Origin of the sequence: uncultured Gimesia sp. (assembly GCF_963976445.1) — a bacterium.
GTDB lineage: Bacteria > Planctomycetota > Planctomycetia > Planctomycetales > Planctomycetaceae > Gimesia.
Map to the genome: position 1 here is coordinate 207688 of NZ_CAXBKP010000009.1, position 13862 is coordinate 221549.

Below are 13862 nucleotides of genomic sequence, written 5' to 3' on the forward strand. Positions count from 1 at the left end.
AAACGCGTTGCAAACTGGTTTGGTGACACCGATCCGTAACGAATTGAGTTAACGGTAGTCAGACTCCCAAAGTCTGGCAGGTAGTGTTTCTTGAGACTGGCCCTTGATACGTTGACCACAGCCAGTCCCTTTCATAATGATAACAGGCGTTTAGATCCGATGCAATAATGTGATCTCCTGATTGATCTTGAAAACAAACGTTTCAGAACTTGACAAGGATGGATTTTCTAACGAACTTCAACGAGAGTTTTGTGTCATTCCGAACGAACTCATTCTCTTTGCGAAATCTCTTGAGTCAGGTATCCCTTATTATGCAAATTCCTACCTTTCAGGATGTTCAGGAAGCTATTCCCCGCGTTCGTCAAGTTCTGGCTCCGACGGCCCTTTATGAGTGGCCCGGTTTGAGCCAGTTGACGGGAACCAACTTCTATTTGAAACATGAGAATCACCAGCCGGTGGGGGCCTTTAAAGTGCGTGGGGGGATCAATCTGGTCAGCACGCTTTCTGATGAGGAACGCGCGGCGGGAATCATAGGCTGTTCGACGGGCAATCATGGTCAGTCGCTCGCGTATGCGGCACGCAAGTTTGGCGTGAAATGTACGATTGTGGTTCCAAAAAATAATAACCCGGATAAAGTGCATGCGATCAAACTACTGGGAGCGGAAATCATCGAAGCAGGAGCAGACTTTGAAGAAGCGAAGCAGTATCTGGAGCAGGAATTGGTCGATGGAAAACGGCGATACATTCATTCCGCAAATGAACCGAAGTTAATTGCCGGTGTGGGAACACAGGCGATAGAAATATTTGAAACGCTGAAGGCACCTGATGTGATTCTCGTTCCGGTCGGCATGGGGAGTGGTGTTTGTGGCACGGGCATCGTCGCCAGGCACTTGAGCCCAACTACGGAAATGATTGGTGTAGCGGCGGCGAATGCACCGGCAAATCAGTTGTCCTGGAAATCAGGGACAATGCAGACAACGGAATCCGCAGATACCTGGTCCGAAGGGGTTGCTACGCGATCGGCGGCTGAGCTGACTCAGAAAATTATGCAGTCGGTCGTGGATGATTTTCTATTGGTCAGCGAAGATGAAATGCGGATTGCCACCTATCACATTCTGAAAGAGACCCACAATCTGGCAGAAGGTGCGGGGGCTGCCACGCTGGCTGCGGTCTTAAAAAATAAAGCGCGATTTCAAGGTAAGACGGTCGTAGCGATTTTGAGTGGCGGCAATTTGAATCTGGCAGAGCTTCCTGAAATCTTACGCCTCGGTTCGGAGCAGTAAACTCGGGCTGATCAGCCTGAATGGAACACGGGGAAAATAAAGCTCATTTAATTAATCCGTGTTTGCGAATTCAATTTGGTCTTTGATTGGAATTCCCTTACGGTAATTGTTACCGTAAATGACAAACCGGAAATAGTATCGCCCGTTGATTCCGAGTTTGATCCTGCGAGATAGATCGTTTGAGGGAAGCATGAGATTTAAAGACCGCGCTGTAATTGTGACTGGTGGCAGCAAAGGCATTGGTGAAGGCTGCTCGCGTGTTTTTTGCGAAGAAGGCGGCATGGTCGCGATCCTGGCACGAGGCATGAAAGCAGGTCAAGATTTAGCCCGCGAACTGAACGAAAAAGGGCCCGGCAAAGCGATCTTTGTGCAATGTGATGTCGGCGAGCATGAACAGATTTTATCTGCGGTTGAACTGGTTGTGGAACAGTTCGGTCGACTGGATTGCATCATCAACAATGCCGGTGTTCATCCGCCGGCAATGTCGTTGGAAGAAACAAGTATCGAAGAAATGGAAGCGTTGATGCGCGTGAACTTTCTCAGCACGTTTGCTGGTGCAAAGTATGCGCTGCCGCATCTACGTAAAACCAAAGGAACGATTATAAATATGTCGTCGATGACGGCGGTGTTGGGACAGCATCATTCGACCAGTTATTGCTCGACCAAGGGGGCTCAGGTCAGCTTTACCAAATCGTTGGCGATTGAACTGGGAGAAGCTGGCGTGCGGGTGAATGCGATTCTGCCCAGTAATATTGATACACCATTAATGCGAGACTGGGCGGAGTCCCTGCCCGATCCAGAGACGGCGTTGAAACGCGTTTCTGATCTTCAGGTTTTCAAACGCATGGGAACGATTGAAGAGATGGGGCGTTTGGCACTGTTCCTGGCGACCGACGATTCGAGTTTCTTGACCGGTCAGGCCATTGAAGCCGAAGGGGGCGCCAGCCTCGACTATTGATTCGGTAGACTCTTTTTTAAAGACTCAGACCGTCAGAGCACTTTTAGAATATCGAATTATTGAATTCATTCTTTACACAATCAACATAGAGATAAAAGGACGTGATTATGACAGGCTTGCGCAAAGGTTTTCATTTTCTAATTGTTGTGATTTTTCTGGGAACTGCTTACCACACCTATGGAAATCTGGTGGATGAATATAAAAACGGGTTGATCTGGAAAGAGCCAACCGTGGTGACCGCCAATCCGCATCAGCCTCCATCCGATGCGATTGTGCTGTTCGATGGAAAGAACCTGGATCAATGGAAGGGCGGCGATAAGTGGAAAATTAAGGATGGATATGCGATTACCACAGACCAGAGCATCGACACCAAGCAATCTTTCGGCGACTGCCAGTTGCATCTTGAATGGGCGACTCCGGAAAAAATTGAAGGCAAAGGACAGGGCCGCGGAAACAGTGGTGTGTTTCTGATGGGGAAATATGAGGTTCAGATTCTGGATTCCTATCAGAATAAAACATACTTTGACGGTCAGGCCGGATCGATTTACAAACAAGTGCCGCCGATGGTTAATGTCTGTCGCAAACCGGGAGAATGGCAGACTTATGATATTATATTCAATGCACCCCGATTTGATGAATACGGCCAACTAGTCAAGCCGGCTTATATTACCGTGATTCAGAATGGTGTGGTTGTGCAAAATCATACAGAACTTCAAGGGGATACTTTCTATCATCAGCCACCGTTTTATACGGCTCATGAAGCGAAGCTGCCGATTCAGTTGCAGTTTCATCAAAACGATACGAAGTTTCGCAATATCTGGGTTCGTGAGATTTCCGCAGTCCATCCCACTGGTTGTGTCTGTCCCCAGTGATTGTATATCGTCTATCAAGATAACTTGTGATACTGGTGGCAGCGTTTGATTTATTAACTGAGGATGAGGGACTACAGCATGGCAGTTTTTCTGGGCGTGGATATTGGAACGAGTGGCACGAAAACGCTGGCGATGCAGGAAGATGGAACAATCCTGTCTTCCGCAATGGTAGAGTATCCACTTTACAGCCCTCATCCTGGTTGGTCGGAACAGGATCCGGAAGACTGGTGGCAGGCGACGATCAAAAGTGTTCGCAAAGTCTTGAAAGCGGGTAAAATCAAGCCAGCAGATGTGAAAGGGATTGGTCTGAGTGGTCAGATGCACGGGAGTGTGTTCCTCAATAAGAAACACGAAGTCATCCGGCCTGCTCTGCTCTGGAATGATCAGCGGACGGCTGCGGAATGTGCAGAGATCGAGGAGCGGGCCGGCGGTCGGAAGAAATTGATTAAGATGGTGGCGAATCCCGCGTTAACCGGTTTTACGGCGCCTAAGATTCTCTGGCTGCGTAATCATGAACCGAAGCACTTTGATAAGACGGTTCAGGTGTTGCTGCCGAAAGACTATGTTCGCTTTCGTCTGACGGGAGAGTTTGCGACTGAAGTCAGCGACGCATCGGGAACGTTATTACTGAATGTCAAACAGCGAAAATGGAGCCGTCCGCTGTTGAGTAAACTGGAACTGGATGAATCGCTGCTACCCGATGTTTATGAATCAGAAGACGTCAGTGGTCATTTAACTGAAGGTGCGGCCCGGCTGCTGGGCCTTTCCAGAGGTGTCGCGGTTGTCGGCGGCGGTGGTGATCAGGCCGCTGGTGCAGTGGGCAATGGAATAGTGAAAAAAGGTGCGATCTCGGCGACGATGGGCACGAGTGGGGTTGTATTTGCTCATAGCGATGAAGTGCAGATTGATCCCGAAGGCCGGGCTCATACATTCTGTCACGCGGTTCGTGACAAGTGGCACGTGATGGGCGTGGTGCTTTCTGCCGGCGGTAGCTTGCAGTGGTATCGGAATCAGCTCTGTGAGCAGCAGGTCGCACTTGCCAAACGACAGAAAGTGGACCCGTATCAACTGATTACCGAACAGGCAGCCGAGGCGCCTGCAGGGAGTGAAGGCTTATATTTTCTGCCTTATCTGACCGGGGAGCGGACTCCACATGCTGATCCCGATGCACGGGCTGCCTGGATCGGGTTGAGCCTGAGGCACAGTCGCGCTCACTTGAGCCGCGCAGTGATTGAGGGTGCGACGTATGCGATGCGTGATTCGCTGGAAATCATTAAGGAATTGAATATCCCGGTGAAGGAAATTCGGCTTTCTGGTGGTGGAGCACGTAGTAAATTCTGGCGTCAAATTCAGGCTGACATTTATGGTCAAAAAGTCGTGACAATCAACGCCGAAGAAGGTCCTGCATATGGAGTTGCGTTGCTGGCGGCTGCCGGGACCGGGGCGTATAAGGATGTGGTAGAGGCGTGCGGTGCCACAATTCGCGTCGTCGAGAGTACGACCGTAAACCCTAAAAGCAAAAAAACATACAACCAGGCTTACCCTGTATTTCGAAGTTTATATTCCTCACTGAAAGATGATTTTCAAGCGATGAGGAGCTTAGTCGACTAGGCTGGTGTCCACTATTCAGGTTTGCTCAGATAGAAGTATAATGTGCTTTGATGCTTCTGAAGCTTGAAAAGGGATCATTCGATTCAAAGCGATTATTGGTCGTGTCAATTGTACAACTGAGGTGAAACAGTTAGTTTAGAGGGAGTAAGGACACGCACTTTATTCGTAGTAGTGTTGTCTGTATTTGGTCAATCCCATTGAACGGGAGAGAGTTCGTCGAAGTCTTTCTCGTGAGATGCCGAAGTAAACTTATGATAGGTCCAATGAACCAAGTCCGTTCTATTTTGGATCAAGTGGTAAAAATTAACAGCATTGCCGCCAATCTACTTTGCCTACCCGCAGACAATCTCAGAAATTTATAGTATATTCTTTACATTTCGGCCGAGTGGTATCGATCACTATTTTCTGACACGCAGGCAAAATATTGATTAGCTGGGCTATGACTTGTGTTGATAAAGTGTAGGACCGTCTCTGCAGATGAGTAAAAGCCAGGAAAATAATAGCGGATCTTCTCAAGGCCCTTTTTGTGTCTGGTCTGGAATTGGAGTCACCAATTTCATCAAACTTTTGAGACTGCGTCCCACCATTCGCTGGTCCGGCTTGTTTCGTTTACTTACCTCCGGCTTATTTAGTCTTTCCAACTCATTCTTTAGTATGATGGAAAATCTGATCTATAGTCGGCGGGTCAACAAGACCAAACTGGAACCGCCGGTATTCATCATTGGTCATTGGCGAAGCGGAACCACTTTGCTGCATAATTTGATGTCGATGGATAAACAATTCATCTATCCCAATATGGGCGCCATGCTGTTTCCATCTCATTTTCTGCTCACTGAGCCCGTTCTGAAGCAAGTGGTGCAGCGTTTGTTGCCAAAGCAGCGTCCCATGGACAATATGCCGGTTACCTGGGATTTGCCTCAGGAAGATGAGACATCCATTTTGCTGCTGCATTTGATGTCCCCTTATCTGGCGATCAGCTTCAGCGATCAACCGGAAGTGTATGAGCGCTTCTATGAGTTGGATCAACTGACACCGAAAGAAGCGTCACTCTGGAAAAAGACATTTTTGTATTTTATGAAGAAGCTGACGTTCAAGGCGGGGGGAAATAAGCGTGTATTGCTGAAGTCTCCGACGCATACGTATCGGATTCCATTTTTGCTGAAAATGTTTCCTGATGCCCGCTTCGTTTATATCAATCGAGACCCCTACAAGGTTTATAATTCTACGTTGCATCTGCGTCGGACCATGTTTGGCGATAACGGTTTTGCTCCTCTCGATATGGAAAAATTAGAAGAGGACATGTCCAATATTTACCTGAATCATCTAGAGGTTTATGGCCGGGACCGAGAAACTGTGCCGGAAGGTCAACTGCATGAAGTTCGTTTTGAAGATCTCGAAGCAGATCCCGTCAGCGAGCTCCGAAAAGTTTACGAGCACCTGAATCTCGATGGATTTGATGATTTGGAAAAGAACATACAGCCGTATTTGAAGGATCAAAAATCCTACAAGAAAAACAAATACGAAATGGACGCCGCTCAGGAAAAGAAAATCTACGAGCGCTGGCAAAAAGCATTCGAGATGTTTGGTTATAAGCGATTACCTTCAGATGCTCTGATTAAAAAAGAGTGCGTCGCTTCCTAGGCTTGTTCACATTGCCTGACAAGAACGCTCCAACTTCAGAATCGCGTAATATGCACCGGATCACTTCTCGTTTTCTGAAGTGGAATTTTTATCCGTTGTCTGCTTTTTCTTCTCTCTGATTTCCAAGAGTTGTTTTTCGAGCAGACGTTGTTGCCCTTGAATACGGGAAATCAGGTTTGTTGATCTGACTCGTGAAGCGCTCATATCACCAATCGCTGACAGGAACACCCAGAAGGCGATTAACAGAATGCCTCCCCAATAGGCAGCAAAAAGTCCCGGATACGATTTCCAGGGCATATAGGGGGCGTCGCCGATCATGATCAGAAAACCAATCAGAACCAGTAGGCTCGAGGTTTGCATCCGTCGGCGGTATTGCTTGGAAAAGAACCGAAAATCATCATCGCTTAAGTCATCATCGTGCTGACGGTGGAACCATGAGGTACGATGCAATTGAATCAGTCCCGCACCAAATAAAACCAGCAGGGTTCCAACGATTATGCCCGGGATCGTATCTGTCACAATTTCTGCATCCTTGATCGGTAATGGGAGAAATCCCTTGGGGTGTTGAAATGTTACCAAATCACTTTTCCAGTCTTCTCGTTTTTAGTCTAACAAAATCAGTTTGAGATGAAACGCGTCTGAGGAAATTTATTTTGAAGACTGGTCAGACGTGGAGAAATAGTGAAGTATCGAAGAACGCTGATTTCCCTCGGAATGTTGCTCTTGGAATAGGGAATTAGGGAATTGTTGCGTTTTTTCAACATCCCGCGTATTGGAATGAGTGCCGGTTTATTTGCTCGGAATTTGTCATTCGCGCTATTGCAAACTGATTGTGGTACCGGTTCAGGGCTGGAAAACGCTGCCGCACTCGTCTCGGGTGAAAACTTTAATGCTCTTCAGAGGCGTCTGTAGAAATCGTTTTGGGGAGTGAGCGGAACATGATCGTAAAGTAAATGCCGACTAACATAATGCCGGGAATCCACCAGTAGAGGGCTGTTTTGAGCTCTTCCGCCGGAGGCGAGGAATTATAAATCGTTAAACTGAACTCCGGATTCAAACCGGGGAGGATGTTGGGGTACAACGCGGCTGCGCCGCTGAAAATTACCAGATACATGAACAGAGCTGAGCTCAAAAATGCTGCCATGTTGTGATGTTTGATTCGAAATAAGAACGAGCAAGCCAGAGCCAGGATTGCAGTTGCAGGGAGAGCCATGATCCAGGGATGGGATGCGAAACTTACTTTGGCTTGAGGCTGAACCGAATAGCTGGCAAAAAGAGTCAGCGCCGTCAGCCCCGCGGTCAGGCCACAAAGCCAGGAAGCAAGCTGTCTGGAACGTTGCTGAACGATCTCATCGGTTTTCGCGACGAGCCAGAGTGAGCCGTGATGTAAAAGAATTGTTGCGGATGTGATGCCGCTTAGGATTGTGTACCAATCCAGAATTCCCGGTTGCGGACCGATTCGAAAATTCGTCCAGAGCGGTTCGAAGAACGATCCTGATTCATCCAGGGGAACGCCACGAAAGACATTCGCCATGGCAGCGCCGAGGATGACGATTAGCAAGCCACTGGAGACAAACAGCATGATATTCCAGAAGTGGACCCACAAGGAATCGGAAAGATAATGCGGCAATTCGATACTGATGGCCCGAAAAATCAAGAGCCAGACGACCATGGTCAGAGGGAGATAGAACCCGCTGAAGAGCGCACTCAGAAATCCCGGAAACGCCATCATCATGGTTCCGCCGGCTGCAATCAACCAGACTTCATTTCCATCCCAGACCGGGGCAATTGTCTGTATGATCTGTTTCTGTTCGGGCCGATTTCTGGCAAGAAACAGATGCAGTACGCCGATCCCCAGGTCGAACCCATCCAGGACGAGGTAGGTGGAAATCATCAAGACCAGCAGAATATACCAAACCGTTTCCATAGTCTAAGTACCTGCTTCCACTGCTGAGTCTGATGAATTGATACTGATCGTTTCGGGGCCTTGATTGATGATGCGAATTGCAAGGAAGAAGTACAAGACAGACAGAAACAGATAGAGTCCCATGAAACCCAGCAAAGTGAACATGACATTTCCCTGCGAAATATTTTGAGAGGCCCCATCGGCGGTTTTCATCAAACCATAAATTAACCAGGGTTGACGTCCAATTTCCGTGGTAAACCAACCCGCTGTATTCGCAATAAAGGGGAACGGCAGCGAGAGCATCAGCAGCCAGAGAATGGTGCGGCTGGTATGTAACTTCCGTTTCCAGAGTAACAGCATACACAGCCCCATCAAAGCGATGAAGAGTGTTCCCAGGCCTGCCATAATGTGATAGGAAAAATAGAGTAATTCGATATTGTCGGGCCAGAGTGCGCGATCGTATTCGGTCAGGCCTTTTACTTCAGCATTCCAGCTGTCATGCGTCAGGAAGGAAAGTGCTTTGGGAATGATGATGGGATTATCAATTTTAAGTTCTTCCAGATTGGGTTGACCAATCAGAATCAGACCAGCTCCATCTTCGGTATGAAAGTGCCCTTCCATTGCGGAAAATTTGATCGGCTGATGCTGCTGGACCTGTTTTGCTTCCCAGTCGCCAGTCGGGGCGGCGGCGATGATACTGGCAAGAAATCCGACAATGACTGCCACGGACAGATACCTGCGGGTGATTTCGAGATGCTCCCCGCGCAGTAAATGATAAGCGCCGATCGCAGCCATCGTAAAACTGCCAGTAATGACAGAGCCGGTCATGGTATGCAGATATTGTTTGATCGCCCAGGGGTTACTGAGCAGCGCCCCGATACTGGTCAGGTGAAAAATACCCTGATCGTCGATTCGATAACCCACCGGATGCTGCAGGAAGGCGTTCGTGCAGATGATGAAATAACCGCTGAGCCACGTTCCCGCTAAAAGCATGAACGACACGATCCAATGGGCGGTCCTTCCCAGTTTTTTCTCCCCGAAGATCAAGAGGTAGAGAAACGTCGATTCCAGAAAAAACGCGAAGATGCCTTCCATCGCCAGAGTTTGTCCCAGAATCGACCCCGTCTTTTTCACGAGTTGAGACCAGTTGGTTCCAAATTGAAATTCAAGCGGGATGCCTGTGACGACACCCATCAGAAATGTCAGGCCAAATATTTTGAGCCAGAACCGAGCCGCTGCATCGGCCCAGGGATTTCCTCTCAAGCCGATCGTCTTGAGGATGAAGATCAGCAGAGCCAGGCCCATTGTCAATTGGGGAAACAGATAGTGATACGAAACGGTGAAGGCAAACTGAACCCGATGGAGTAGTACTGAATCAATCATCCCTTTGAATCCATTTCGCCGGTGCTGCGTTCTAACTGGAAAATCATAAAATCAATTTGATGTCTGCTGTGTGAATCAGGGTATATTCTGCAACCAGTATGTGATCACTTTTCCGACTTTCGCCAGACTGGCTCCGGAACAGTAGCGTGGAATATCTCGTGTGGTATGCCATGCGGGGTAATCAAAGTCGATAATATCACAGGTTGGAATTCGGGCGATTTCATTCAAGGGTAAATGGTCGTCCCGGATTTCAAATTTGGCCTGAGGGACGAACTGTCTGACTCCCACTTTTTGGGCGGCTTCCCAGATACTGCGCGTTAACCGGGGGGCATACTTGAGACTGTTTTTTTCCATATAGATCGCCAGATTCTTATCTGCAATCATATCGAAGAGAATGCCATAGACGTATTCATAATCCCGTGGTTCCGTTTTATATTGATTTGCAAAATATTTGGAACCGAGGAAATACGGGTCATTTTCACGATAGACGAGTTCTTCGCCATCGAAAAACACAAAATCCACGCCATAGCCATGGCTGATTTTCAAATCGTGCATCACATTTCCCAGTTCCATCAGAAATGCCACTCCACTGGCACCATCATTCGCGCCAATGAAGAGTCCCTGTGGTTGTCTCCGATCGCGGTCGGGAAAAGGTCGTGTATCGTAGTGACAGGCCAGCAGGATCCGTTTTTTCGTTTCGGGATACCAACTGACAATCATGTTGTTCATCCGCACGGGAGTCCCGTTTAAGGGATGCGGGGCGTCAAATGTCTGAAAGTAAACCTTGGCTTTCAGTTTTCTAAAATGCTCCGAGATCAACTTTTGTTGTGCCGCCATGCCGGGCGAACCACTGATACGTGATTTGAGCCGACAGATTGATTTGAGATATTCGTACGCGCGGCCGGCATCAAATTCCGGTTTGACGACTGGTTCTGCAGCGGGGGCACAGACCAACAGGCAGAACGGAAACAGCACCATCAGAATCAGAAGTCGAAATTTCTGCCAGCGTCGCCACATATTCAATCGCTTTCTCGATCTGTTGCTGATGAAAACCATTTGCACCAGAGAATATTCTATATCAATAACGAATCAAAGTGTGATTGTTTTTAAGTTAATAATAGTTTGATCGACATACAAACTATAGCCGTATAAAGCACGGCGCGAATGAAACCTTCCCCTTTTTTGACAGCCAGATTGGAGCCAATCCAACCGCCGGCAGACATTCCCAACATCAGAATGAAGCCTGTAACCCAATCAATTTTTCCCTGCCAGGCAAAGATTCCGATCGCAGCTAACGTGTACATTGCAACAATGAAAACTTTATGCATATTCGTACGCAGCAGGTCGATTTTCATGACGCCGTTCATAATCCCAATCAGGATAAAACCAATGCCTGCCTGAATGAAGCCGCCATAAAATCCGGCCAGAACCATCAAAAGATGGCCGGCCAGGGAATTCGGATTCTGAATGATTGAGGATTCCGAATTCGATTCCGATTCTGCTGTGGTGGTATTTTCTGATACAGTCTGCTTTGGTTTCTTCTTGCGCTTCCCAAGAATCATCGAAACTAATACACCGAGCATGACGACTGCTAAAACACGGTTAAACCAGACGTTATTGAGTTTTGATCCCAGAAAGGCTCCCAGAAACGCACCCGGAAGGGCGCAGAGGGCTAATGAGAAGCTGAGTCGGAAATCGGAAAACCCTTTGTGTCGGAAACCAGCGATTGCGGTCAAATTCTGACCCAAAATCGCAATGCGGAGAGTCCCATTCGCCACTGCGCCGGGGATTCCCAGAAACACCATTGTCGGCATGACAATTAAAGAGCCTCCGCCAGCCAGTACATTCAACATACCGGCAAAAATGCCTACGACCGCCAATAAGAGATTTTGCCACCAGTCCATGGTTTTTGATTTCCCTCGATCGATTTGCCCTATTTTAATTTGATCGGTCAGTCACTGCGATTCGGAATGGCACTGAGGAGTCGAATTCCATTTCCTATTGAGAGAGTTTATAGGTTTTCGCAACCGAGTATCAATCGACATTTGTTGAAGAACTCAAGTAAAACAGAAATCCGACTAGGCAAGGAGCGAGGCAATCATGCCGGAGAGTACAATTCCGTCCCAGGTTCCCGCCCCGCCGATGCTGATGGAAGGAGCCTCCAGTTTTTTGAAATCTTTCCAGTGTAGCAGATCTGCACCCAGTAGCGGCCCGGAGATGCCGATTACAAAAGCAACCGGAGAATACAGAGGATGGAAGTTGACTCCTAGATCCCCCAGCATGGGACCCACGATTCCAAATCCAAACCAGGTAGCGACCACGGCGGTGAGTGGCGGAATAAAAACAGGCATCGCGATTCCCATGCCTGGTACCAGTCTTGCCATGCGATAGCAGATGACGGTATTAAAACAGATTCCTGTCAGAGTAACGATGATGGATGTAGGGCCACCAGCGATGATGAATTTAGAAAGCCAGACCGCCAGGAGCACAGGAATGATACATCCTCCCAGATTGACGGCGATGATGGCTTCCTGGCGCAATTTTTTCATTTTTGGCATCAATTGCATCCCGGCCAGCGATTCAAACATGGGAACGTTTACTTCCTTATCAAGCGGGAAGCGGGCGATGGGAAAATTAAACAATGATCCAAAGATCATGCCGATCAGAACCAGAACTGCTGCCTGAGGACTAAGATGTAGATTCCTCAAGGCTGTTTCAGCCAGATCGACAAAGATTAAAGGCATCATGCAGCCGAAAAAAATCATCAGGGTCAGAATCATGCAGCCCGATAACTGGGCAGATTGAAGATTGTTCGGTTGCGGGTTGGACACTGTCTGATTTCTTTCCATGAATCGTGATAGTCGCTGCCTGGAGTCGATACATTTAAACAGGGCGATGGTGGGGGAGACCCGTTTTCAGGGACATTTTAGTCAGTTGCGACTGATTCCTGCAGGTTCTTGGCGGGAATATTCGGAACAATTCCTACCTTCTCCACGAATTCATCAAGGGGAGCCTCTCGGGAAGGATGACATTCCTCGGAGTCCCGCTACAATCAAAGTATGGCAGGAAATTCTTTTGGACAAGTGTTTCGGATTACGACGGCAGGCGAAAGCCACGGTCCGGGTAATGTGGTGATTATTGATGGCGTTCCTCCGGGAATTTCGATCAGCGTGGAAGATTTGCTTGTAGATCTCAACCGCCGCAAACCGGGGCAAAGCAAGATTGTAACCCAGCGGAAAGAAGCCGATCATCCAGAGATTCTCGCGGGAGTATTTGAAGGCGTCACCACAGGCACCTCTCTCGCCATTCTGATTCGGAACGAAGACCAGCGCAGCAAAGATTACGGCGATATCAAAGACAAGTACCGTCCTGGTCATGCCGACTATACTTACGACGCCAAATATGGCTTCCGTGATTACCGAGGCGGCGGGCGTTCCAGTGCCCGTGAAACGAACGTCCGTGTCGCAGCTGGAGTCGTCGCCAAGAAAATTCTGGCGGATGCTTTTGGCGGACGGATCGTGGGTTATGTGACTCAGGTTGGTCACTTGAAAGCAGAGATTGCTGATCCCACTTTAATTACGGCAGATCAGGTAGAACAATTTTCTGATGGCAGTTTGAATCCGGTACGCTGCCCCGATCATGATCGGGCCCGTGAGATGATTGAGTTCATAAATCAGGTGCGTAAAGAGGGTGATTCCATTGGAGGCGTCGCGGAAATTGCGGCCATCAATGTGCCCCCCGGTTTGGGAGAGCCCGTTTTTGATAAATTGAAAGCTGACATTGCCAAAGGCCTGTTTAGCATTCCCGCCGTTCTAGGAGTGGAATACGGTTCGGGCTTCGGATGTGCGACGATGCGGGGCAGTCAGAATAACGATCACTTTATCGCAGACGCTGGCTCTGAAGCAGACGCTCCGATCATTACAACAGACTCAAATCGGCATGGCGGTAGTCTGGGTGGCATCTCAACAGGGCAACCTCTTGTATTTCGTGCTGCGGTCAAACCAACCAGCAGCCTGTTGATTGAACAACCAACGGTCACAAAACAGGGGGAGCCAACAACCATCAGAACTAAAGGCCGACATGACCCCTGTCTGTTGCCGCGATTTGTTCCGATTGCCGAAGCAATGATTGCGATTACGCTCGCCGATCATTGGCTGCGTTGGCGTGCCCAGTGTGAAGCGGCTCCTGATCGAACTCACAACGATTGA

Annotated in this window: 12 protein-coding genes; 6 read left to right on the plus strand and 6 right to left on the minus strand. The window is 48.5% G+C overall.

Annotated features, from left to right (window positions below; all coding sequences use genetic code 11):
* Nucleotides 1–311: 311 nt before the first annotated feature.
* From AAC022_RS12600 to AAC022_RS12620, 5 genes are all read left to right on the plus strand, one after another.
* Entirely contained in the window at nucleotides 312–1283 is a 972-nt protein-coding gene (locus tag AAC022_RS12600) for a threonine/serine dehydratase (RefSeq protein ID WP_339731391.1), read from the plus strand.
* Nucleotides 1284–1473: 190 nt separating this feature from the next.
* A complete protein-coding gene (locus tag AAC022_RS12605; RefSeq protein WP_339731393.1) occupies nucleotides 1474–2241 on the plus strand; it encodes an SDR family oxidoreductase in 768 nt (255 codons plus the stop codon).
* 107 nt (nucleotides 2242–2348) lie between these two features.
* Nucleotides 2349–3113 (plus strand): DUF1080 domain-containing protein, encoded by a 765-nt coding sequence (locus tag AAC022_RS12610; RefSeq protein WP_339731395.1) that lies wholly within the window; start codon nucleotides 2349–2351, stop codon nucleotides 3111–3113.
* 78 nt (nucleotides 3114–3191) lie between these two features.
* A complete protein-coding gene (xylB, locus tag AAC022_RS12615; protein WP_339731397.1) occupies nucleotides 3192–4724 on the plus strand; it encodes a xylulokinase in 1533 nt (510 codons plus the stop codon).
* 477 nt (nucleotides 4725–5201) lie between these two features.
* On the plus strand, nucleotides 5202–6365 hold the full coding sequence (locus tag AAC022_RS12620) for a sulfotransferase (RefSeq protein WP_339731399.1): 1164 nt from the start codon (nucleotides 5202–5204) through the stop codon (nucleotides 6363–6365).
* 60 nt (nucleotides 6366–6425) lie between these two features.
* Here the strand turns inward: AAC022_RS12620 and AAC022_RS12625 are convergent, their stop codons facing one another.
* From AAC022_RS12625 to AAC022_RS12650, 6 genes are all read right to left on the minus strand, one after another.
* On the minus strand, nucleotides 6426–6944 hold the full coding sequence (locus AAC022_RS12625) for a hypothetical protein (RefSeq protein ID WP_339731401.1): 519 nt from the start codon (nucleotides 6942–6944) through the stop codon (nucleotides 6426–6428).
* A 307-nt stretch (nucleotides 6945–7251) separates the two neighbouring features.
* Entirely contained in the window at nucleotides 7252–8292 is a 1041-nt protein-coding gene (cydB, locus tag AAC022_RS12630; protein WP_339731403.1) for a cytochrome d ubiquinol oxidase subunit II, read from the minus strand.
* A gap of 3 nt (nucleotides 8293–8295) precedes the next feature.
* Entirely contained in the window at nucleotides 8296–9654 is a 1359-nt protein-coding gene (locus AAC022_RS12635; protein WP_339731405.1) for a cytochrome ubiquinol oxidase subunit I, read from the minus strand.
* A gap of 75 nt (nucleotides 9655–9729) precedes the next feature.
* Nucleotides 9730–10671 carry a M28 family peptidase gene (locus AAC022_RS12640; protein WP_339731407.1) on the minus strand — a complete coding sequence of 314 codons (942 nt, stop codon included), beginning with the start codon at nucleotides 10669–10671 and terminating at the stop codon, nucleotides 9730–9732.
* Between the two features lie 89 nt (nucleotides 10672–10760).
* Nucleotides 10761–11558, minus strand: coding sequence for a sulfite exporter TauE/SafE family protein (locus tag AAC022_RS12645; protein ID WP_339731409.1), 798 nt, complete (start codon nucleotides 11556–11558; stop codon nucleotides 10761–10763).
* Nucleotides 11559–11732: 174 nt separating this feature from the next.
* A complete protein-coding gene (locus tag AAC022_RS12650) occupies nucleotides 11733–12485 on the minus strand; it encodes a DUF1614 domain-containing protein (protein ID WP_339731411.1) in 753 nt (250 codons plus the stop codon).
* 228 nt (nucleotides 12486–12713) lie between these two features.
* Between AAC022_RS12650 and aroC the strand changes: the two genes are divergently transcribed.
* The gene (gene aroC / locus AAC022_RS12655; protein ID WP_339731413.1) at nucleotides 12714–13862 is read left to right on the plus strand and encodes a chorismate synthase; all 1149 of its coding nucleotides are present in this window, start codon (nucleotides 12714–12716) and stop codon (nucleotides 13860–13862) included.